Below are 20,793 nucleotides of genomic sequence, written 5' to 3'. Positions count from 1 at the left end.
ATGAATAATTTCCTGACTAATATACTTCTGGCTAATTAATTTATGTTTTCAATGATCTTAAGCGGGCTCATCTGTGGCGCGCTGCTTGGCTTTGTCATGCAACGTGGGCGATTCTGTCTGACGGGCGGCTTTCGCGATATGTATATTGCGAAAAACAATCGTATGTTCTATGCGCTACTGATAGCCATCTCTGTGCAAAGCGTGGGTGTCTTTGCGTTGATCCAGGCGGGTGTGCTCTCCTATGATGCCGGCACTTTCCCATGGCTGGGAACCGTTGTTGGTGGTTATGTTTTTGGTATCGGAATTGTTTATGCGGGCGGATGTGCTACCGGAACCTGGTACCGTGCAGGAGAGGGGCTTATCGGTAGCTGGATTGCGCTATTTACCTATATGGTGATGAGTGCGGTGATGCGCTCTACGCATGCGAGTGGACTGAATCAGGCGCTGAAAACCTACAGTACTGAGTATAACTCCATTGCCGATACGTTGAACCTGTCCGTATGGCCACTGATCGCTATTCTGCTGGCGGTTACATTGTGGGTGGTGGCGAAAGAGCTGAGAAAACCAAAATTGAAAGTCGCTACGCTACCGCCTCGTCGTACCGGCCTTGCGCATATTTTGTTTGAGAAGCGCTGGCATCCATTTGTTACTGCGGTTCTGATCGGGCTAATTGCGCTGTTGGCATGGCCGCTGAGCGAAGCAACCGGACGAATGTTTGGCCTGGGTATCACGTCACCAACCGCTAATATTTTGCAATTCCTTGTCGCAGGCGACAGTAAGTTTATTAACTGGGGAGTGTTCCTGGTGCTGGGCATTTTTCTCGGCTCATTTATTGCAGCGAAAGCCAGTCGCGAATTTCGCGTTCGTGCAGCCGACGCACCCACCACGCTGCGTAGCGGTTTTGGCGGTCTGTTAATGGGCTTTGGTGCCAGCATCGCGGGGGGTTGTTCGATTGGCAACGGTCTGGTTATGACGGCGATGATGACCTGGCAGGGATGGGTTGGCCTGGTCTTTATGATTCTCGGCGTCTGGACTGCGTCATGGATTGTGTATATCAGACCGCAGCGTAAGGCAAAACTAACCGCTGCTGCGGCAAATTAAGCGTAAGGATTTGATGATGGCAATTAAAAAACTGGATGTGGTCACGCAGGTTTGTCCGTTTCCACTGATTGAAGCAAAAGCGGCACTGGCAGAAATGGCAAGTGGTGATGAACTGGTGATCGAGTTTGACTGTACCCAGGCAACTGAGGCAATCCCGCAATGGGCCGCCGAAGAGGGGCACGTGATTACTGATTATCAACAGGTGGGTGACGCCGCCTGGAGTATTACGGTGCAGAAAGCGTAAACACGATCCCTCCGCCGTCTGGCGGAGGGCATTTCATCTTCAGACTATCTCTTGCGCATACTGCCAGAGCGATTTCAGTAGCATCAGTTTCTCTTTGTTGTCAGCGTATTGCTGACTCAACATCTGCAATTCATTCGCGTAATTTTGCAAAAACTCCGGTGTGAATACCTGACGACGATGATCCAGCCAGCGTTGCTGCTCTCCCTCATCCAGTGTCCCGGGGAAATTGCGCGCGCGATAATTAAACAGCAGTTTTTCAATGCGCTTATCGACGAAAGTGATGTCCAGTGCGGGTAAATTGCGAGGTTCGGTTTCCAGAACGATCTTCATTGCGGCACGGTCAGCATCGCTGAAAAAACCGTTGTATAACTGCGCATCTACGTTGTCCGATGGCGCAAAGGGTTCTGCTTCGGCAAAAATAGCCACCACTTTATCGCGTACCTGCGGGTTTTCACGCAGGACTTTAAGATTATCCAGACAATGCTGGCGGTTAATACCGAGACGTTCGGCATCTTCCGGACGTAACGTATTAGCCTGTGCCAGAACCGGGCATTTGTTGATATGCACCAGTTTAATTGGCACCGCGGCGTTATCTCCCAGATCGGCTTTGGCGGTGTAAAGACGCTCGCGCAGGGTGTCGCTATCCAGTTCAAGCAAGGGAGAAATATCACCGGCTAAGTCGACCATAATAACCGCATTACGATTATCCGGATGCCAGGCGAGCGGGGCAACCCAACTGGTGTTACCTCGCCATGCACCGAACATCCCAGATACATGCACTAAGGGCTTCATTTGCGGGACATCAATCAACGCAGCCAGCTTGTGTTTATTGCGGTGATTGTAGAGATAGTCAAAAAGACGTGGCTGACGTGACTTTACGAGTTGCGCCATGGCAATGGTGGCATACACGTCTGCCATCGCATCGTGAGCATTAGCATGCTCAATGCCGTTGGCGCGGGTCAGATGCTCAAGACGGAAACTGGGTAGACCGTCGTCGTTTTCTGGCCAGTTGATCCCTTCCGGTCGTAGCGCATAGCAGGCGCGCATCACATCCAGCAAATCCCAGCGAGAATTGTCGTTCTGCCAGCTCCAGGCGTAGGGATCATAAAAATTGCGATACAGGATATTACGTGTCACTTCATCATCGAAGCGCACATTGTTATAGCCGAGGATACACGTTTTCGGCACGGTAAACAGCGCATGGATGCGGGCAGCAAAAGCGGCTTCGTTCTCACCCTTATCACGTGCTTCTTGCGGCGTAATACCGGTTATCAGTACCGCTTCTGGTTGTGGCAGATAGTCGTCGGCGGGCTTGCAGTAAAAGACTTCGGGATCGCCAATGATGTTGAAATCGCTATCTGTGCGGATGGCCGCAAACTGCGCGGGTCTGTCCAGTGCCGGATGGGTACCAAAGGTCTCGTAATCGTGGAAGAGAAAACCAGGTTGCTGCTTGCCGTCATTCATTGTTCAGTTATGTCCGGGATCAATTTAGCGCTTAGCTAAGAATACCAAAAAATAGCGTGGTAATCAGCAACGGGATTATCAATGCTCGGCGGTGGCCGCAATAAAATTGCGGTAAACGTGATTAAAATAAAACGAATTAATAGATTTGGGGTTTTAAAGATATTTCATGAAATAAGAAAACGTTATCTTCTGAGTTTATAAATAAGCTAATTGAGAACCATTATTGTTATTTTTACGTTTGCCAGCGCATTCTGGAAACTTTAAAACTCTTTTATAAACAATGGGTTTTATTCTTGCCAGTTAACGGAGTTTCATTGTAATGAAATGTGAGTAAGGTTAAAAATTAATAATTTAAAGGCCATATAATCATTGGATATATCTAATAACAGGAGGTTATATGAGCATTAGTCGGCGTAATTTTTTGCGGGGCGTGGGTATTGGCTGCTCGGCCTGTGCAATAGGCAGTTTCCCACCTGGCGCACTGGCGCGAAATTCGCCAGAGAGCATTAAAGGGAAAACATCCCTGACGCCAAGTCTGTGTGAAATGTGTTCCTTTCGCTGTCCAATTCAGGCTCAGGTGATTAATAATAAAACAGTTTTTATCCAGGGAAACCCTAATGCCCCTCAGCAAGGCACGCGCGTTTGTGCTCGCGGGGGCAGCGGTGTTAGCCTGGTAAACGACCCGCACCGGATTGTGAAACCGATGAAACGCACCGGGCCGCGTGGCAGTGGCGAATGGCAGGTCATTAGCTGGCAACAGGCATATCAAGAAATTGCCGAAAAGATGACGGCAATAAAAAATCAATACGGACCGCAGGGCGTTGTCTTCTCCTCTAAATCCGGTTCGCTTTCCGGCCATTTATTTCATTTGGCGACGGCTTTTGGCTCACCAAATACCTTCACGCACGCTTCAACTTGTCCAGCAGGTAAAGCCATAGCCGCCAAAGTAATGATGGGTGGGGATTTAGCAATGGATATCGCCAACACCCGCTATATGGTCTCTTTTGGACATAACCTCTATGAAGGAATTGAGGTTGCCGATACTCATGAACTGATGACCGCACAAGAGAAGGGCGCGAAGATGGTCAGCTTCGACCCCCGACTGTCGGTATTTTCCAGTAAGGCGGATGAATGGCATGCGATTAAACCGGGGGGAGACTTACCGGTGCTGATGGCGATGTGCCACGTCATGATTACTGAAAAATTGTATGACGCGGGATTCGTTGAACGCTACACAACAGGTTTTGACCAACTGGCAGAGGCGGTACAAGAGGCCACGCCGGAATGGGCACAAAATTTGGCCGACGTACCTGCGGATGTCATTACCCGGGTGACTCGCGAAATGGCGGCCTGCGCCCCCCATGCGATTGTCAGCCCCGGTCACCGTGCGACTTTTTCGCAGGAAGAGATCGACATGCGGCGCATGATTTTCACCCTCAACGTGCTGCTGGGAAATATTGAGCGCGAAGGCGGCATGTACCAGAAAAAAGCGGCTGCAACCTACAATAAGCTGGCCGGAGAGAAGGTGGCCCCGGTGCTGGCGAAACCGGATGCCAAACTCCCTAAGCCAACGGCGCAGCGTATTGACCTGGTCGCGCCGCAATTCAAATATATCGCTGCGGGTGGTGGGGTGGTGCAGAGCATTATCGATGCTGTGTTAAACCAGACGCCTTATCCGGTGAAAGGATGGATTATGTCCCGGCATAACCCTTTTCAAACTGTGACCTGTCGGCCGGATCTGGTCAAAACTGTTGAGCAGTTGGATCTGGTGGTGAGCTGCGATGTCTATTTAAGTGAAAGCGCGGCCTATGCCGATTACCTGTTACCTGAATGCACCTATCTCGAACGCGATGAAGAAGTCTCTGATATGTCGGGGCTGAATCCAGCCTATGCGCTGCGCCAGCAGGTCGTTGAGCCTATCGGTGATGCGCGCCCAAGCTGGCAAATCTGGAAAGAGCTGGGCGAGCAACTGGGTCTTGGGCAGTTCTATCCGTGGCAAGATATGCAAGTACGCCAGCTGTATCAGCTCAATGGTGACCATGCGTTATCTGCTGAACTGCGCCAGAAGGGGTATCGGGAGTGGGGCGTACCGCTGTTACTCCGTGAGCCTGAATCGGTACGCCAGTTTACTGCGCAGTATCCGGGAGCAGTGGCCGCTGACAATGACGGTACGTATGGCGAACAACTGCGCTTCAAATCCCCATCCGGAAAGATCGAACTCTATTCCGAAGAACTGGAGACACTCCTGCCGGGCTATGGTATTCCGCGTGCACGCAATTTTGCGCTCAAGGCCGACAATGAACTCTATTTCATTCAAGGCAAAGTCGCGGTTCACACCAATGGCGCGACGCAATATGTCCCATTACTCAGCGAGCTGATGTGGGATAACGCGGTGTGGATCCACCCGAAAACGGCTGGAGAAAAAGGGATTAAAAGCGGCGATGACATCTGGCTTGAAAATGCGACGGGTAAGGAGAAAGGTAAAGCGTTGGTCACTGCCGGTATTCGACCCGATACGCTGTTCGTCTATATGGGATTCGGCGCCAAGGCCGGCGCAAAAACCGCAGCGACAACGCATGGGATTCACTGTGGAAACTTGCTTCCACATGTGACCAGTCCGGTATCCGGCACGGTGGTCCATACCGCTGGCGTTACGCTTCGTCGGGCATGAGAAAGGAGAACATCATGAATCAGTCAACAAATCCGTATGTCATGCTGCATGACGAGAAACGCTGTATTGGTTGTCAGGCGTGCACGGTTGCCTGCAAAGTTTTGAATGACGTGCCAGAAGGTTTTAGCCGGCTGCAGGTGCAGATCCGCTCACCGGAAAACGAACCTGAGGTGCTGTCTCACTTCCAGTTTGTCCGCGTCTCCTGCCAGCACTGCGAAGATGCGCCTTGTGTCAGCGTCTGTCCGACTGGCGCTTCGTTTCGGGACGAAAACGGCATTGTGCAGGTGGAGAAGTCCCGCTGTATTGGCTGTGATTATTGCGTTGCCGCCTGTCCGTTCCATGTGCGCTACCTGAACCCACAAACAGGAATTGCAGATAAATGTAACTTTTGCGCAGACACCCGTCTGGACGCTGGACAATCGCCTGCCTGTGTTTCCGTATGCCCTACGGATGCGCTGAAGTTTGGTCGCCGTGATGACCCTGAAATTCAGCACTGGATTCATCAAAAAGAGGTTTACCGTCAGCAGGATACGCGCAGCGGTGCGGTGAGTATTTTCCGGCGTAAAGAGATCCATCAGGAGGGAAAAGTATGAATTCTATCTGGGGAGCAGAGCTTAACTATGCGCCAGACTACTGGCCGCTGTGGCTCATTTATGCAGGCGTAGTCATTCTGTTGATGATTGCCGGTCTGGTGGTACATGCGCTGCTGCGTCGAATGCTGGCGCCCAAAACGGCAGCCGGAGAAGAGCACCGTGACTATCTTTACTCATTGGCTGTCCGCCGTTGGCACTGGGGAAATGCGCTGCTTTTTATCCTGCTTCTGCTCAGCGGTTTGTTCGGCCATTTTTCTATCGGACCGGTAGCGCTGATGGTGCAGGTGCACACCTGGTGTGGATTCGCATTACTGGCTTTCTGGATTGGCTTCGTCATGATCAATGCCACCAGCGGCAACGGTTGCCACTATCGTGTGCAATTCAGCGGGTTGATAAAGCGCTGCCTGCTACAAACGCGTTTTTATCTGTATGGGATAATGAAAGGTGAGGCACATCCGTTTGCGGCAACAGCGGAGAATAAATTTAACCCCCTGCAACAGTTAGCCTATCTGGCCATCATGTATGCGTTGGTTCCGCTGTTAATCATTACCGGGTTGCTCTGTCTTTACCCGCAGATTATAGGCGCCGGGCCGGTGGTACTGGTGCTGCATATGGTGTTGGCGATTGTTGGCATTCTGTTCATTTGCGCACATATTTACCTGTGCACATTGGGTGATACGCCGGGGCAAATCTTTCGCAGCATGATTGACGGCTATCACCGTCATCGCAGCCATCATGCAGAAACCGCATCACATAAAGGCTAATCCTGCGCGGATTTTGCAGGGGAAGCCCGTCTGACATTCTTTCTTTAATAGCAAGAAAATGTGCCTTATGTCACATTTTCTTGCAATTTATCCATGTTTGTTCGGCAGAACTTCCGTAAAAAGAACGGCTATTTCTCCTGGTTATGAGGACATGCTGTTGAAACGCCGTTTGTTTATTGCCGCTTCGCTATTCGCGATTAGCTTTTCGTCCGCTTATGCGACTGATGTCGCCAGTTTTGCCCCCCGGCCTCCCGCCATTAATGCTGGCGCGTGGGTGCTTATGGATTACACCACGGGCCAAATCCTGACCGCCGGTAATGAACACCAGCAACGCAACCCCGCCAGCCTGACCAAGTTAATGACCGGCTATGTTGTCGATCGTGCGATTGATAGCCATCGCATTAGCCCAACGGATATCGTCACTGTCGGACGTGACGCATGGGCGAAAGATAATCCGGTGTTTGTTGGCTCATCGTTAATGTTCCTGAAAGAAGGCGATCGCGTTTCAGTACGTGATTTAAGTCGCGGTTTAATTGTTGATTCCGGCAATGACGCATGCGTCGCGCTGGCTGATTACATCGCGGGTGGGCAGCCACAGTTTGTCGCGATGATGAACAGTTACGTTGAGAAGCTGAAGCTTAAAGATACACATTTCGAAACGGTGCATGGGCTGGACGCGCCAGGCCAGCATAGCTCGGCCTACGATCTGGCCGTGTTGTCCCGGGCGATTATTCACGGGGAACCTGAGTTCTACCACATGTACAGTGAGAAGAGTCTTACCTGGAACGGTATCACGCAGCAAAACCGTAACGGACTGCTGTGGGATAAAACGATGAACATCGATGGCCTGAAGACCGGGCACACATCCGGGGCCGGATTTAACCTGATCGCCTCTGCAGTTGACGGACAGCGTCGCTTGATTGCCGTGGTAATGGGCGCCGAGAGCGCGAAAGGGCGCGAGGATCAGGCACGCAAACTGCTGCAGTGGGGGCAACAAAATTTTGATACGGTGCAGGTTTTGCGTAGCGGTAAGCAAGTCGGCGTCGAACGAATCTGGTATGGCGATAAAGAAAACATTAGCCTCGGCACCGAGCAGGATTTCTGGATGGCACTGCCTAAGGCTGAAGTCCAGAATATCAAAGCAAAATATGTTCTTGATAAGAAAGAATTGGTAGCGCCTATTGCCGCGCATCAACGCGTGGGGGAAATTGAACTCTATGACAGGGATAAGCTGGTGGCGCATTGGCCACTGGTCACTCTGGAATCGGTCAGTAAAGGCGGCCTATTTTCGCGTCTGAGCGATTACTTCCACCATAAGGTGTAATTTTTCACCCATGCTACTGACTGGCAAGAGTGCGAAACTGCTCACATAATAATCACTATTTCCTTGTGGCCGTAATATACAAAAATTACACTGTATATAAATACAGTGTAATAACGGAGGTTATATGGAGTACGAGATAAAGCAGGTCGATAAACGCAGGATTGCCGGTTTTCATATGGTTGGACCGTGGGAGCAAACGGTAAAGCAGGGTTTTGAGCAGTTAGTCATGTGGGTGGATGACAAGCAGATAGTGCCGCTGGAATGGATCGCCGTTTATTACGACAACCCGGATGTTGTGCCTGCTGACAAACTGCGCTGCGATACTGTGGTTTCCGTCGCAGAGAATTTCGAGATCCCAGAGAACAGCGAAGGAGTGATACTGACTGAGCTGGCCGGTGGCGAGTATGCTATTGCTGTTGCTCGTGTTGAAAATCATGACTTTGCGACGCCATGGTATCAATTTTTTAATCTTCTGTTGCAGGACGCAACATACCAGATAGCAGCCAAACCCTGTTTTGAGATTTATATGAATAATGGCATGGAAGACGGTTACTGGGACATCGAAATGTATGTGCCAGTACAGCCGAAGTAGCTGTTTTTTGCGTAAATCAGGGTGAAAGTCCTGGTGATAACGATGATGTTTTCACTAAAAAAGCAGGTACAATTCTGTTCTTTGCTATTCCCTGACGGAGTGGATGAGTGCGTGCCGATAAGTCGCTGAGTCCTTTTGAAATTCGTTTGTATCGTCATTATCGCGTAGTGCACGGTATTCGCATTGCGCTGGCGTTTCTTCTTACTTTTCTGTTGGTTCGCCTGTTGGATATTCCTGAAGGTACGTGGCCTCTGATCACGCTGGTGGTGATTATGGGGCCCATTTCATTCTGGGGTAACGTCGTCCCAAGAGCGCTTGAACGCATTGGCGGGACGATTCTGGGCTCAGTACTTGGGCTGGTTGCTCTGCGTCTCGAACTCCTGTCACTTCCGCTTATGCTGATATGGTGCGCAGTGGCGATGTTTCTCTGCGGCTGGCTGGCATTAGGTAAAAAACCCTATCAGGCATTGCTGATTGGCATAACGCTTGCCGTCGTCGTCGGGGCTCCCGCGGGTGACATGAATACAGCGTTGTGGCGCGGTGGTGACGTGATTCTGGGATCGTTACTGGCGATGCTGTTTACCGGCATCTGGCCGCAGCGGGCATTTATTCACTGGCGTATTCAACTGGCGCATTGTGTCACGGGGTATAACCGGGTGTATCAGGCTGCGTTGTCACCTAACTTGCTCGAACAGCCCCGACTGGAGAAGCATTTACAACAACTACTGAGTGACGTTGTCAAAATGCGTGGACTAATTGTTCCTGCCAGCAAAGAGACCCACATCCAAAAATCAATCTTTGAAGCTATTCAGACGGTTAACCGCAATCTGGTGTGCATGCTTGAGCTGCAAATCAACGCGTTGTGGGCGACGCGTACCAGCCACTTTGTGATGCTGAACGCGCATACCCTGCGTGAAACTCAGCTCAGAACGCAACAGGCGTTACTCACGATCACTCATGCGCTATATGAAGGTAATCCACAGCCGATACTTGCCAATACGGAAAAACTCAACGACACCGTGGAGGAGTTACGCCAACTCATCGCTGAGCATAAAGGCGATAATGTTGCTGAAACACCTATTCACGGCTATGTCTGGTTGAATATGGAGATGGCACGGCAACTGGAATTGCTCTCACATTTAATTTGTCGCGCGCTGCGCAAATAAAGAGCAGATGAGGGGATTGGTTCTACTGCTGCTTCGATTCAGCAAAGATTAAGGGTATGATATTGAAAAAGGCTAAAACCATTGGTAACTGCAATGGCTTTACCCTCGATAATTCAGGTTTCAGCCATGCATTATCAATGCAGATGCAACTTGAAGTATGGCGGGCATGAAAGTAATGTTGACCCACTTTAGCCGTTGTTTTAACGAATCCGAATCTCACATTATCAGGGGTGTAAAAATGGAAACTACCAAGCCTTCTTTCCAGGACGTGCTGGAATTTGTTCGTCTGTTCCGTCGTAAAAACAAACTGCAACGTGAAATCCAGGACGTTGAGAAAAAGATCCGTGACAACCAGAAACGCGTCCTGCTGCTGGACAACCTGAGCGACTACATCAAGCCGGGCATGAGCGTTGATGCTATCCAGGGTATCATCGCCAGCATGAAAAGCGACTATGAAGATCGTGTAGATGATTACATCATCAAAAATGCAGAGATCTCTAAAGAGCGTCGTGATATCTCTAAAAAGCTGAAAGCCATGGGTGAAGTGAAAAACGGCGAAGCGAAAGCAGAGTAACGTTTTATGGCAGTAGGGGGCACTGCTAAGCGGCGGCCCCTACTGTAGTTTTACCCCACCTGTTACCATCCGCAGTAAATGCTGCTCAGGCCAGTGAGTTGTCAGTTTTTTCTGTGCCAGCATCCATTTGATGTAATCAACATCATGACGTTTTCTGTCCAGCATCAGACCCACCACGCTGCCGCTGTGCGCAACGTTCACCCCGTATAAATCACATTCTTCTACCAGCGCCAATAGCGAATCGAAATCTGGTTTTGGCAACAACATTTGGCTGGCGATTGCGCTAAGCGTGGCTGCCTCTCCCATCCGATAGGGATTTTGACTAATACAGGCTTCCTGTACTTTTTCCCATGCGCGTTTAAGCGCGGGAGCACCTGCCTGTAGCCCGGGTTGGCGCGGAATGCGGTGATAATCTGCGGTACGTAGTGTTTCCGGGCTTTCCAGAACCAACAGGTCAAGCTGGGGCTGCGCTTCACAGGGAATTTGCGTAGAGGCGTCGTTATGATCGAAAAGGGTTAACTGATGGAAAACGGTGCTGTCGGTAGGTTCAAGAGAAACGCAAAGCTGCGCCAGAGTAGGTTCATCTAGCTGATGACCCAGAAAATGAGCGGTGGCTAGCGCGGTGGCGGCAATATCCGCGGTGCTACTGGCCATTCCTTTCGCAATGGGAATCGTTGACTGGATATCTATTCGAATACCCTGACTGATATGCGCCGGGTAGTGCCAGTGCTGCAATAACCGGTCAACCATCGCTCGCGAAAGTGGGCGTTCATCCACTCGTGGTGAACCTGAACTGACCTCGACGGTGCTATACCATTCAACCGGGCAGGAGACCAGTTTCTCACTGCCCAGAATCCAGCCCTGGATAAGTTCTCCGCACGATGCGGGACATTGCGCAACAGCCACATCTTCACCTTTGTGATCAGCAATCCTCGGCGCATAGTGTCATGGCGATCGCGCTATTACCATGATTTGCCGCAATTTGCGGTGCAGCAGGATTAAGCAGGAATGCCCAATGTCACAGTTTCTGATATCGCTATACGCATAACATCCTGCGCGATCATCAACTCTTCATTGGTATTTATAACGGCCACTTTGACCAGCGCAGTTTCAGTTTGAATGAAGGTTGCGTTGCGCCGATTTTTTTCATCATCAACAGCCAGACCTAAGAAATTCAGATTGTGGCAAATCGCAGCGCGTGCTCGGGCTGAGTTTTCACCAATTCCACCCGTAAATACCAAAGCATCCAGACCGCCCATCTGCATAATATAACTGCCTATAGTGGCGCGAATTCGTTCTGCAAACAGCGTAAGTGCGAGAGCAGCCTGTGAGTTGCCTTCGTCTGCGGCGCGTTCAACGTCACGATAGTCTGATGAGATACCGGAAACCCCAAGTAATCCCGATTCATTGTTGAGGAGTTGGTTAAGTTGCTGCGGTGTTTTGCCTTCGCGCAGGGCAATCCACGGCAAAATAGACGGGTCAATATCTCCGCTGCGCGTACCCATCATCACGCCAGACTGTGGTGTAAAGCCCATCGAGGTATTCACCGATTTTCCGCCCTTGATGGCACAGATGCTGCTGCCATTACCAAGATGACAGCATACGACGCGCAGTGCGCTGAGCGGGACGCCCAGCTTTTCAGCCAACGCGGTACTGACGTATTTGTGGCTGGTACCATGAAAACCGTAACGCCGAATTCCCAGCTCTGAGTAATAGCGCCAGGGCAGAGGATAAACAAAAGACGGCTCAGTCAGCGTTTGATGAAAAGCAGTGTCAAAAACTGCGACGGCAGGTGCCTCGGGTAATAACTGACGAAAAACTGCGATCCCCAGCGCATTAACCGGGTTATGCAGTGGCGCCAGTTCTGCAAGACGCTCGATTTCGGCCAGTGTTTCATCGTTGACGAGGGCGGAGTCTTTAAAAGACTCACCACCATGTGCGACGCGATGACCGACGCCATCGATCTCTTCCAGACTCTTGATGATGTTCAGGCTAAGCAGTTTTTCCAGTAACAGTGTTACTGCTTCACGGTGATCGGCAACGGGTAACGTCTCCTGCCATTTCTGTACGGGTGTTTTAAGCGTGACCTGCGCGTCAGACATCCCGATACGTTCAATCAGTCCCTGGCAGATCATTTCACCCTGCGGCATCGCCAGTAACTGAAACTTAAGTGAAGAGCTACCCGCGTTTATGGCCATTATTTTGTGAGACATGACGGTTCCTTTGCATTCAGAAAAATGAACATCTCATCGACCCCGGTATTCTCCAGCGCGCTGGTGATAAACACGTTCTGCGCTCCTGCCTGCACCAACCAGCTTTCTACGAGTGAAATTCTCTGGGGGTTAGCTAAATCGGCTTTGGTGACGAGGCCGATAACAGGTCTGTTCATTGGGCCAGTAAAGCCGGGGGAAAAAGGTGACCATGGGGCGTCGGCATTCAGTACCAGAGCGATAATGTCAGCTTCACAGGCGCTGGCCAGCAACGCACTGTACAGGCAGCGGTTCTCAAGATATTCACCCGGCGTGTCTATTGTCGTTGGCGACCAGACAATCGCCTGAGTTTTCTGGTAATGAAGTGCTTCTCCACGCAGACATTGTGTGAGTGAGGTTTTACCGCACTGGCTGGGGCCAATTAGCATGATGCGTTTCATGTGGTTACGTCCGGGTAATAGGGCACGCAGTAAAACGCATCATTTCGCCAAGCGTTCTGGTTACCTGTTTCAACGCGTACTCAACGGCTGAAACATCGCCCGTCAGTACGACTGCACCGGTAAAACGATCGAGAAAACCTATCTCTACCGCACCAGATTTCGTGGCGATATCACAGGCGATAATCGAGGCTTCACTGGGCGTAATGGTTAAAATACCAATGGCCGAGACTGAATCCTGCAACCCCAGTTTTTTGAATAAATCTTTACCTGGATTAGCAATAAGATGCGCCAGCGTGACCTGCTTGCCGGGTACGTATTCCTGGATCATGCGATCCGTCGGCGGTTGTCTGTCCATTATCCCTCCACTATTTGCCGCCACATGCTTTCATGCGGGCGTGGTATGACGGAGCGATAAACCAGCAGACCTTTTTCCCCGGCGCTTTCGCTGGCGACTGTCACGGCGTTATTGACATCGGAAACATCGCCCGCGACAACCATGTAGCATTTACCACCAATACCGAATGCCATATGCACCCGTACCAGCGTGACATTGGACGCTTTAACTGCACGATCGGCGGCACAGATACAAGCCGCTACGCTCCAGGTTTCAACAATCCCGACGGCCTGATGCTTATCCACACTGTTAAGACCGCTAATTGCCGGGAGAACGCTGGCATGAATATTTGGGAGCACCAGACTGTCGACGAGCATATCGCCAGCAAGAGACGTCCCTGTTGCAATGGCCTGCTGCACTGCGCCTACGTCACCCCCGAGCATCAGTAAAAACTTTCCAGGGCAGATGGTTTTGCTGACCAGCAAATTCACATTCGCGCTTTTTAGCATCGCATCACCGGCTTCCATCCCTTTGGCGATGCTGGTGAGTTCTAAAATCCCTATAGCCTGAGACATGATTAACCTCTTATTACCGTGATGGATTGCCCGGTTATCTCGCTGACAAGACCGTCAATACTGGCGTGGACAGATGCACCTAACGCGCCTTCAGGTACATCAGCAACACATTGGCCACGAACAACACGCTCACCTTTTTGCACGCAGGGGATAGCGCTGGCGCCAATATGCTGGCGTAACAGCAGTGTTGTTTCGTCTGTGGCGTAATCGGCTTCAGACAGGGGCGCGTCGTGGTACCAGTCGCTGAGGCCAAGTTTGGTGATGAGTCGTTTAACCGGAATCAAACGGTACTTCGCCATTTCGTCTTCGGGATTTAGTGGTCCCTCATAACGATGGTTAAGCGCCCGTAGTTCACGTTTGAGCATACGGTTGATGCGCATCGGCGAAATGCCTACCGGACAAGCCACACTTTCACAGACATTGCATTCTGAACAGGTCAGGGCAGTGAGCAGCAACTGCGGGGTGGCTGCCTGTTGGTAGTTTACTGCGCGAACCAGCAGATGCGGTGATAGTTCATGACCGATTAAGTGTCTTGGGCATAAATCAGTGCACAGACGACATTGCTCGCAAACGGTTTTTGCAACCGCAAGCACGGTGCGTTCGTCCTGCATTCGTCGTTGAATCAGCGCATGGGATTTGGGCAATACTAGTAGCCCCCCGGTGGTCTTGCTCACGGGGGTATCCAGCGAAGTTATCAGGCCACCCATCATCGGACCGCCGTTGATAAAACCGGGATCGTCAACGGTGGCGCCACCCGCCAGTGCCAGGACTTCGCGTAAAGACATACCGATGGGAACACTCAGCGTTAACGGTCTGGCGACCGCACCGTTGACGGTCAGCGTGCGACGGGTAACGGGGTACTGCTGTTCAACCGCTCTGGCGATATTGAGCACGGTCTGGACGTTATTGACCACCACGCCTACGCTAACGGGCAGCGCGGCTGGAGGAACCCGCCGTCCCGTTGCCATCCAGATGGTCAGCACCTCGTCACCTGCCGGATACACATCGGGTAAAATATGTATCCTGATGTTGGTCGGTAAAAGCGGTGTTAACGCATTGATGGCCTTCTGATACTTTTCTTTAAGGGCAATAATGCCGGCATTGGCCCCTGTTGCCGTCATGGCATACTGAACGCCACGTACCAGCCTCGCCGCCTGAACTGCCATTAATTGTTGATCGACTTTCAGCATTGGCTCGCATTCTGCAGCGTTCACCAGAAACGTATCAACCTGCGCCTGGAGTTTAACGTGTGCAGGAAACCCTGCACCACCGGCCCCAACCACGCCTGCTGCACGCACGCGATCGCGTATCGTTTGTGCGTCATAAAGAACATGTTCTGCCGTCATGGCTGTATTCATAATAATTCCTCAAGCAGTTCCTGAATGGCACTGGCATCGGCTACGCGGGGATTGGTTTGCAACGTGACATCAGCCAGCGCGGCCTGAACCATCGACGGTATACGTTGCGACCAGGTATGCTTCTCGTCTTTCAGTGCATCAATAAATGCCGGTAATGCGCACTGTTTTTTGAGTTGTTCAATATGATGAATGAGCGCATTGAGTGCCGCCGTATCATTCGCACTATCCGGGCATAAATGGCAGGCTTTCGCGAAACGGGCGTAGCGCTTTGCCGCCCGTGGGTCGCGCGCATTAAACTGAATGACACGAGTGAGTAACAGTGCGTTAGCCAGTCCATGGGGTAAGTGAAACTGACCACCGAGCTGATGGGCAATGGCGTGATTGATACCCAGCCCCGCCTGGCTAAATGCCATCCCTGCCAATGTAGAGGCATTGTGCATTTTCCCCCGAGTTGCCAGGCACTCGCCTTTGCTAACTGCAACAGGTAGGTACTGGAAGACAATTTGCGCGGCTTTTTCCGCCAGCGCATCCGTGAAGTCACTGGCTTTTATCGATACATAGGCTTCCAGCGCATGTGTCAGGACATCCATACCGGTATTCGCAGTAATGGCAGGAGGGACGCTGACAACCAGCGTAGGATCAAGAATGGCCATGTCAGGGTAAAGGGCGTTATTAAATAGTGGATATTTAATACCTTTCTCCGGATCGCTGATCACGCAGGCGCTGGTCACTTCCGAGCCTGTACCGCTGGTGGTGGGAATGGCCACACAGGTTTCAATTTCAATACCAAACTGACGGCTGAACCAGACGATAGCTTTGGCGGCGTCAAGTGCGGAGCCACCACCAAAGCCAATCACCACATCCGGTTGCAGGGACTGCATTTGTGCAATCCCCTGGACTACCGTACCAATGGTTGGGTCGGGGGTGATATCACTGAAAATGCTGATGCGATTATCCGCGGGCAGCGTATTTTGCAGCTTTTCAATCAGGGGAGAACGTGCGAGAAAACCGTCGCAAATAATCCAGATATGTTTATTGGAGAAACGCTTAAGCACATCCAGACTTCCCTGGCCGCTGAACAATCGTGTTTGCAGTGAAAAGCTATTCATAACGGCCTCATTAGCGAATAGAAAAACCGTTGGTGAGCACGCAACGACGAGAGCGTGCGAAAGTTCGCGCTGACGTTGTGCCTTCACCAGTAGGGGTAGCGATAGTAAAGGTGGTAAAGCCTTCACCACCGACACCAATACCGGCGTAAGAGGGGCCATTTTTCACAAAGATAGAGGTCTGAAGGGTGCGGGCAGCAAGATTCAGACGTGACACGTTTTGTGAATGCATGATGGCAGTGTGATGCAGTCCCTCTTCAACTTTCAGTGCCAACGCCAGTGCACTGTCAAAATCCTTTACGCTCACGATGGGCAGCATTGGCATCAACTGTTCGCTGGTGACCCATGGATCGTCAGCATTGACGATGCCAATCAACAGGCGAGGTGTTTTTGCCGGAACCGGTATGTCCGCAGCTTCAAGCAGGGCTGCTGGACTCTTTCCAACCAGTTTTTTATTGGCTATGCCTTCAGGCAGACAGGCGGCGCGCAGTTTGTTGATGTCTTCGTTGTGCAGAAGTAACGCGCCAAAAGACTGCATTTGTTGGACCAGTCGTTCAGCAACAGCATCGACAACAATCAGGCTTTTCTCAGCAATACAGGGCAGGTTGTAATCAAACGATGCACCGTTGATGATATCTTCAGCTGCTTTAACCAGGTCAGCAGTTTCATCCACAATACAGGGCGGGTTTCCTGCGCCAGCACCAATAACTTTCTTCCCGCTTTTCATACCCATAGCAACAATGCCAGGGCCGCCGGTAATCGCCAGAACTGCGATTTTAGGGTGAGCCATCATCTGCTGGGTAGCTTCAAAAGTAGGTTCTGTGACCGTGACGACAAGATTCCGGATCCCGCAGCAGCGGAAGGCAATATCTTCAATCATGGCAATCAGTTTCAGTGATACCGCTTTTGCGCCAGGGTGCGGGCTGAAGTAAACGCTGTTTCCCGCGGCCAGCATACTGATGCTGTTATTGATGATGGTTTCCGTGGGGTTTGTACTTGGCGCAACGGAGCCAATCACCCCAAATGGGGAATACTCAAACAACACCATGCCACCGTCACCGGTAAGTGCAGTGGTGGTGAGGTCTTCGATGCCAGGGGTGTTGTCGAGCGCGGCTTTATTTTTAAGGAACTTATCCTCTTTGTTTCCCATTCCCGTTTCCGCTGCGCTTTCTGCGGCCAAAGAAGCCAGATGAGGCGTCAGCTCTTCCCGAAGGGCGCTAATGATGGCACTGCGGGTTTTTAGCGGACATTGCTGATAGCGCAGAAAAGCCTGATGAGCAGCATCGATGGCTTCGCCGACGGACGGAAAGATACCCTTTCCTTTAACGTCTGATGTTGCCGGTGCGAGTTGCTCAGTCAAAATGTTGCGGATAAGGGTTTCAAGTTCTGAAGTATTCATTGATGTGTTCTCACGTTAATCGCCGCAATGGCCGTTTCTGCAATGTCCATATCCTGCTCAACGCTTCCTCCGCTGATGCCAAGACCCCCAAGGAGTAAACCCTCTCGCCATAATGCGTAGCCGCCGCCAAAGGTGACGACTTTTCCCTGCATATGGCTTTCCAGACCGTAAAGCGCGGCGCCTGGTTGTACCACCGATGCCAGCTCATGCGTGGCGGTTTTCATCGCCACGGCGGTCCAGGCTTTTTTCGGCGCCAGTTCGCTACTGACGAGTAATGCGTCAGGCATGCGCCAGGTCACCGTTTGGGTCCCGTTCGCATCGACAATGCTGATGACGACCGGAACCTGAAGTTCTTCTGCTCTCGTTACCGCAGCGCGAGTGAGTTGATGGAGCTCCTGAAAAGACAGAGACATAGCCGACTCCCTGGTGACTGCTGTGCGCGTGGCTGCAAGATAGCGCTCAGCGACTTTATGAATGATGTCGTTTTGATGAGTGTCATGATCTTCGGCGCGTGCAAGCGCATATAAACAGTCGGACAGGCGGTTGATATAACGCATCAACACATGTCGGATGGAGACATTGGCCGAGAGTTCGACCAGCCGCCGTTCTGCGCGGCGAGTCAGCGTGCGGGCGAAGTGCAGTCGGCTGGCGGCTTCGCTGCGGCCAGGTAAAATAAAGCTGCGCAGTGGAGGAATTCGCCCCATGGCGGTATCGATGGCGGCTTCCAGAGCCGCAATTTCTTCGGAGCTGATGTATCGCTGATCGGGTGAGGGCTGTTCGCTTTCGCTGGCCAGTTCGGCACTGAACCAAAACAATTGCAGCTGAATATCTTCAAGTAAGAGACGATGTTGCTGGCTTTTTACCGCGCAGGCACACAGGCTCAATGCGGCATTGAGTTCATCTAACGTACCGTAGGCTTCAACGCGTGGATGCGATTTACTCACGCGTTGTCCGGTAAAAAGCGCTGTCGTGCCGGCATCGCCAGTGCGGGTATAAATCGCCATAGTTCCTCCTAACGAGAAAGCGTGTCGACGATGCCGACGATCGCCAAATCGATGGCCTCATTGGGACCGGAAAAAACGTGTCTGGCACTGGAACCACTGCTGAGTAATACCAGTTCGCCGGTTCCTGCGCCGACAGAATCAACGGCAACTTCATCTCCACTTATCGGGGACGCGGAAAGCTCTCCGTCAGCACTCACCCGACGTACCAGCAACAGTTTTTTCCCCACCAGTGATGGCGACTTTTGCGTAGAAACTACAACGCCTGTAACCCTTGCCAGATACATGGTTCACTCCTGCTTAATTAATTGAACATTTCGCGCACTAATCGCTTCCCGAGCCAGTGCCGTCACGACACAGCAACGACGCAACACCAGGATGCCACCGTTAAGTTGGGCAACATCGGCATAACTTAAGAGTGTTTCAGGATGCAGCATGACGATGTGCCCCAGTTCATTACTGAACTCCAGCGGCAGTCGCGCGAGCTTTTTCACGGGGAGTGCCGGTAGCAGCCGATGCTGTAGAGAGATTTTTACGTGAAGCCCGCATGCCAGCGCCTCGTGGATTGTTACCACCGCGACACTGGACGGACTGCAATCGGCAATTTTCTCCAGCAAGGGCAGGTCTGCCTGCAGGAGGTGCAGTGACGAGTACTGACAACATAATGTCCGGGAATCGATTTCCCGTAACTGTGCGACGCTCAGCGTGATGGTACTTTCCGCGCGTTTTTTGAGCCGGGAAACAACTTCCTCAATGATGCGTTGCAGCAGTTCGTTGTTCATCGTGGAGTCACCAATGTGGCAAATGCCTGCGGATTATCAGCGCCTGCGGCATTGGCTTCGTCTGTATCGATATGCATCTCAAGGCGCATATCCGGTGAAACGCGTACGGCGACATTATCGAAAATCAGTCGGCGTTCATCGCCATTGATTGCCACGGAGACTTTATCGCCATGAGATACGCGCAGTATCAGCGCGTCCAACGGCGACATATGGATATGTCGCTGGGCAACAATAACCCCGGAGGGTAACTCCAGTTCAGCAAAGGGGCTGATAAGACGAATGCCAGGTGTTCCCTGAATATTACCTGACATGCGCAGCGGTGCTGCGATGCCTAGTGTGCGGGCGTCGGTACGCGATATCTCCACCTGGCTAGTACTACGCAGTGGACCAAGCAAACGCACATTCTTTAACTGACCTTTCGGTCCGACCAGCGTGACGGTCTGATCTGCGGCATATTGTCCGGGCTGCAACAGGCCCTTTTTCTCGCTAATCGGCTGATTAGGGAACAGGCGAATGTAGTCCTCGGCGCAGAGGTGGATGTGGCGGTTCGAAATCCCGAGAGGAATAGGGCGTTCACGCATTTCATCCAGTATTTTACTGACCGTTGTTTCCAGTTGCTGTTTATCCATTACGCTTCACCTCGTTTGCCCGAGTGCAGGCAGAGAGCGCGTGGCTCGCCTTTCTGGCGAGGGCAAGCAGGGTCAAGACACAGATTACAGCTAATCAACTCTGCCTGTTGCGCAGCTTCAGGTAATGCAATTTCTGTAGCCATCTCTTCTTGCTCTTGCGATACATCAGGTATCGGTTCTGGCGCTGGCTGCACGGGCACACTGTGGGAAAGAATGCCTTCTCCCGGCCTGGAAATGACCCTGTGCGCGACCAGTCCATTTCGCAGCTCTGCTAAATTAACACCGGTGGATATAGCCGCCTGAACGGAGGCCACATCCCCGATGATTTTGATCACCGTCCAGCCTGAGCCGTTGGTTTTTTCGAGGCCCACCAGCGTGATGGAAGCGGCTTTCGCCATGACGTCCGCGCAACTGATGGCTAATGCCAGACCACTAACTTCAAGTAATCCCAGTGATTGCTTCACGC

The 20,793-nt window shown here is 51.6% G+C and carries 23 protein-coding genes; 9 read left to right on the top strand and 14 right to left on the bottom strand.

Going from position 1 to position 20,793, the window contains the following annotated elements; translation table 11 throughout:
* Positions 1 to 42: 42 nt before the first annotated feature.
* Positions 43 to 1,101 (top strand): thiosulfate utilization transporter TsuA/YeeE, encoded by a 1,059-nt coding sequence (gene tsuA, locus HV261_RS17055; protein ID WP_202038940.1) that lies wholly within the window; start codon positions 43 to 45, stop codon positions 1,099 to 1,101.
* Positions 1,102 to 1,117: 16 nt separating this feature from the next.
* Positions 1,118 to 1,345, top strand: coding sequence for a thiosulfate utilization sulfurtransferase TsuB/YeeD (gene tsuB, locus HV261_RS17050; protein ID WP_137383002.1), 228 nt, complete (start codon positions 1,118 to 1,120; stop codon positions 1,343 to 1,345).
* A gap of 39 nt (positions 1,346 to 1,384) precedes the next feature.
* Here the strand turns inward: tsuB and sbcB are convergent, their stop codons facing one another.
* Positions 1,385 to 2,809 (bottom strand): exodeoxyribonuclease I, encoded by a 1,425-nt coding sequence (gene sbcB, locus HV261_RS17045; RefSeq protein WP_202038939.1) that lies wholly within the window; start codon positions 2,807 to 2,809, stop codon positions 1,385 to 1,387.
* A gap of 397 nt (positions 2,810 to 3,206) precedes the next feature.
* Between sbcB and phsA the strand changes: the two genes are divergently transcribed.
* The 7 genes from phsA (at position 3,207) to HV261_RS17010 (ending at position 10,493) form a co-directional block, all read left to right on the top strand.
* Positions 3,207 to 5,480 carry a thiosulfate reductase PhsA gene (gene phsA / locus HV261_RS17040; protein WP_202038938.1) on the top strand — a complete coding sequence of 758 codons (2,274 nt, stop codon included), beginning with the start codon at positions 3,207 to 3,209 and terminating at the stop codon, positions 5,478 to 5,480.
* Between the two features lie 14 nt (positions 5,481 to 5,494).
* Positions 5,495 to 6,073 carry a thiosulfate reductase electron transport protein PhsB gene (gene phsB / locus HV261_RS17035; RefSeq protein ID WP_202038937.1) on the top strand — a complete coding sequence of 193 codons (579 nt, stop codon included), beginning with the start codon at positions 5,495 to 5,497 and terminating at the stop codon, positions 6,071 to 6,073.
* Positions 6,070 to 6,837 carry a thiosulfate reductase cytochrome B subunit gene (phsC, locus tag HV261_RS17030; protein ID WP_202038936.1) on the top strand — a complete coding sequence of 256 codons (768 nt, stop codon included), beginning with the start codon at positions 6,070 to 6,072 and terminating at the stop codon, positions 6,835 to 6,837. Before phsB ends, phsC begins: the two co-directional genes overlap by 4 nt.
* A 151-nt stretch (positions 6,838 to 6,988) precedes the next feature.
* Positions 6,989 to 8,161: a serine-type D-Ala-D-Ala carboxypeptidase DacD gene (gene dacD / locus HV261_RS17025; protein ID WP_202038935.1), complete on the top strand. Its 1,173-nt coding sequence runs from the start codon at positions 6,989 to 6,991 to the stop codon at positions 8,159 to 8,161.
* Positions 8,162 to 8,285: 124 nt separating this feature from the next.
* Entirely contained in the window at positions 8,286 to 8,753 is a 468-nt protein-coding gene (gene sbmC, locus HV261_RS17020; RefSeq protein WP_005128054.1) for a DNA gyrase inhibitor SbmC, read from the top strand.
* Positions 8,754 to 8,860: 107 nt separating this feature from the next.
* Entirely contained in the window at positions 8,861 to 9,919 is a 1,059-nt protein-coding gene (locus tag HV261_RS17015; protein ID WP_137382382.1) for an FUSC family protein, read from the top strand.
* Positions 9,920 to 10,157: 238 nt separating this feature from the next.
* Complete coding sequence (locus HV261_RS17010) at positions 10,158 to 10,493, top strand: DUF496 family protein (RefSeq protein WP_005128046.1); 336 nt, start codon at positions 10,158 to 10,160, stop codon at positions 10,491 to 10,493.
* A 39-nt stretch (positions 10,494 to 10,532) separates the two neighbouring features.
* Here the strand turns inward: HV261_RS17010 and HV261_RS17005 are convergent, their stop codons facing one another.
* The 13 genes from HV261_RS17005 to HV261_RS16945 all read right to left on the bottom strand — a co-directional run bounded on the left by HV261_RS17005 (position 10,533) and on the right by HV261_RS16945 (position 20,791).
* Positions 10,533 to 11,399, bottom strand: coding sequence for a GHMP family kinase ATP-binding protein (locus HV261_RS17005; protein ID WP_202038934.1), 867 nt, complete (start codon positions 11,397 to 11,399; stop codon positions 10,533 to 10,535).
* 92 nt (positions 11,400 to 11,491) lie between these two features.
* The gene (locus tag HV261_RS17000) at positions 11,492 to 12,706 is read right to left on the bottom strand and encodes an acetate/propionate family kinase (RefSeq protein ID WP_137382380.1); all 1,215 of its coding nucleotides are present in this window, start codon (positions 12,704 to 12,706) and stop codon (positions 11,492 to 11,494) included.
* Positions 12,691 to 13,143, bottom strand: a complete 453-nt coding sequence (pduV, locus tag HV261_RS16995; RefSeq protein WP_005128040.1) for a propanediol utilization protein PduV — start codon at positions 13,141 to 13,143, stop codon at positions 12,691 to 12,693. The genes HV261_RS17000 and pduV overlap by 16 nt, the downstream gene beginning before the upstream one ends.
* Before the next feature lie 4 nt (positions 13,144 to 13,147).
* Entirely contained in the window at positions 13,148 to 13,498 is a 351-nt protein-coding gene (gene pduU, locus HV261_RS16990; protein ID WP_048212006.1) for a propanediol utilization microcompartment protein PduU, read from the bottom strand.
* A complete protein-coding gene (gene pduT / locus HV261_RS16985; RefSeq protein ID WP_040231922.1) occupies positions 13,498 to 14,052 on the bottom strand; it encodes a propanediol utilization microcompartment protein PduT in 555 nt (184 codons plus the stop codon). The genes pduU and pduT overlap by 1 nt, the downstream gene beginning before the upstream one ends.
* Before the next feature lie 2 nt (positions 14,053 to 14,054).
* Positions 14,055 to 15,410, bottom strand: coding sequence for a cobalamin reductase PduS (gene pduS, locus HV261_RS16980; protein WP_202038933.1), 1,356 nt, complete (start codon positions 15,408 to 15,410; stop codon positions 14,055 to 14,057).
* Positions 15,407 to 16,519: a 1-propanol dehydrogenase PduQ gene (locus HV261_RS16975; RefSeq protein ID WP_202038932.1), complete on the bottom strand. Its 1,113-nt coding sequence runs from the start codon at positions 16,517 to 16,519 to the stop codon at positions 15,407 to 15,409. Before HV261_RS16975 ends, pduS begins: the two co-directional genes overlap by 4 nt.
* Positions 16,520 to 16,529: 10 nt before the next feature.
* On the bottom strand, positions 16,530 to 17,915 hold the full coding sequence (gene pduP / locus HV261_RS16970) for a CoA-acylating propionaldehyde dehydrogenase PduP (RefSeq protein WP_202038931.1): 1,386 nt from the start codon (positions 17,913 to 17,915) through the stop codon (positions 16,530 to 16,532).
* On the bottom strand, positions 17,912 to 18,919 hold the full coding sequence (gene pduO, locus HV261_RS16965; protein WP_202038930.1) for a two-domain cob(I)yrinic acid a,c-diamide adenosyltransferase PduO: 1,008 nt from the start codon (positions 18,917 to 18,919) through the stop codon (positions 17,912 to 17,914). The genes pduP and pduO overlap by 4 nt, the downstream gene beginning before the upstream one ends.
* A gap of 8 nt (positions 18,920 to 18,927) precedes the next feature.
* A complete protein-coding gene (locus tag HV261_RS16960; RefSeq protein WP_137382374.1) occupies positions 18,928 to 19,203 on the bottom strand; it encodes a EutN/CcmL family microcompartment protein in 276 nt (91 codons plus the stop codon).
* 3 nt (positions 19,204 to 19,206) lie between these two features.
* On the bottom strand, positions 19,207 to 19,698 hold the full coding sequence (gene pduM / locus HV261_RS16955; RefSeq protein ID WP_137382373.1) for a microcompartment protein PduM: 492 nt from the start codon (positions 19,696 to 19,698) through the stop codon (positions 19,207 to 19,209).
* Positions 19,695 to 20,327: a phosphate propanoyltransferase gene (gene pduL / locus HV261_RS16950; protein ID WP_202038929.1), complete on the bottom strand. Its 633-nt coding sequence runs from the start codon at positions 20,325 to 20,327 to the stop codon at positions 19,695 to 19,697. Before pduL ends, pduM begins: the two co-directional genes overlap by 4 nt.
* Positions 20,327 to 20,791 carry a BMC domain-containing protein gene (locus tag HV261_RS16945; protein ID WP_202038928.1) on the bottom strand — a complete coding sequence of 155 codons (465 nt, stop codon included), beginning with the start codon at positions 20,789 to 20,791 and terminating at the stop codon, positions 20,327 to 20,329. Before HV261_RS16945 ends, pduL begins: the two co-directional genes overlap by 1 nt.
* Between the last annotated feature and the right edge of the window lie 2 nt (positions 20,792 to 20,793).

It is taken from the genome of Citrobacter sp. RHBSTW-00671 (assembly GCF_014103415.1).
In the GTDB taxonomy this organism is placed as follows: Bacteria; Pseudomonadota; Gammaproteobacteria; order Enterobacterales; family Enterobacteriaceae; genus Citrobacter.
The sequence above is the reverse complement of the archived record's forward strand: the minus strand, read 5'-3'. Positions and strand labels throughout refer to the sequence as shown.

Excerpts from the sequence above, each read along its gene's own strand:
- tsuA (WP_202038940.1), top strand. The coding sequence starts at position 43 with ATGTTTTCAATGATCTTAAGCGGGCTCATCTGTGGCGCGCTGCTTGGC.
- tsuB (WP_137383002.1), top strand. The coding sequence starts at position 1,118 with ATGGCAATTAAAAAACTGGATGTGGTCACGCAGGTTTGTCCGTTTCCA.
- sbcB (WP_202038939.1), bottom strand. The coding sequence starts at position 2,809 with ATGAATGACGGCAAGCAGCAACCTGGTTTTCTCTTCCACGATTACGAG.
- phsA (WP_202038938.1), top strand. The coding sequence starts at position 3,207 with ATGAGCATTAGTCGGCGTAATTTTTTGCGGGGCGTGGGTATTGGCTGC.
- phsB (WP_202038937.1), top strand. The coding sequence starts at position 5,495 with ATGAATCAGTCAACAAATCCGTATGTCATGCTGCATGACGAGAAACGC.
- phsC (WP_202038936.1), top strand. The coding sequence starts at position 6,070 with ATGAATTCTATCTGGGGAGCAGAGCTTAACTATGCGCCAGACTACTGG.
- dacD (WP_202038935.1), top strand. The coding sequence starts at position 6,989 with ATGCTGTTGAAACGCCGTTTGTTTATTGCCGCTTCGCTATTCGCGATT.
- sbmC (WP_005128054.1), top strand. The coding sequence starts at position 8,286 with ATGGAGTACGAGATAAAGCAGGTCGATAAACGCAGGATTGCCGGTTTT.
- HV261_RS17010 (WP_005128046.1), top strand. The coding sequence starts at position 10,158 with ATGGAAACTACCAAGCCTTCTTTCCAGGACGTGCTGGAATTTGTTCGT.
- HV261_RS17000 (WP_137382380.1), bottom strand. The coding sequence starts at position 12,706 with ATGTCTCACAAAATAATGGCCATAAACGCGGGTAGCTCTTCACTTAAG.
- pduV (WP_005128040.1), bottom strand. The coding sequence starts at position 13,143 with ATGAAACGCATCATGCTAATTGGCCCCAGCCAGTGCGGTAAAACCTCA.
- pduU (WP_048212006.1), bottom strand. The coding sequence starts at position 13,498 with ATGGACAGACAACCGCCGACGGATCGCATGATCCAGGAATACGTACCC.
- pduT (WP_040231922.1), bottom strand. The coding sequence starts at position 14,052 with ATGTCTCAGGCTATAGGGATTTTAGAACTCACCAGCATCGCCAAAGGG.
- pduS (WP_202038933.1), bottom strand. The coding sequence starts at position 15,410 with ATGAATACAGCCATGACGGCAGAACATGTTCTTTATGACGCACAAACG.
- HV261_RS16975 (WP_202038932.1), bottom strand. The coding sequence starts at position 16,519 with ATGAATAGCTTTTCACTGCAAACACGATTGTTCAGCGGCCAGGGAAGT.
- pduP (WP_202038931.1), bottom strand. The coding sequence starts at position 17,915 with ATGAATACTTCAGAACTTGAAACCCTTATCCGCAACATTTTGACTGAG.
- pduO (WP_202038930.1), bottom strand. The coding sequence starts at position 18,919 with ATGGCGATTTATACCCGCACTGGCGATGCCGGCACGACAGCGCTTTTT.
- HV261_RS16960 (WP_137382374.1), bottom strand. The coding sequence starts at position 19,203 with ATGTATCTGGCAAGGGTTACAGGCGTTGTAGTTTCTACGCAAAAGTCG.
- pduM (WP_137382373.1), bottom strand. The coding sequence starts at position 19,698 with ATGAACAACGAACTGCTGCAACGCATCATTGAGGAAGTTGTTTCCCGG.
- pduL (WP_202038929.1), bottom strand. The coding sequence starts at position 20,327 with ATGGATAAACAGCAACTGGAAACAACGGTCAGTAAAATACTGGATGAA.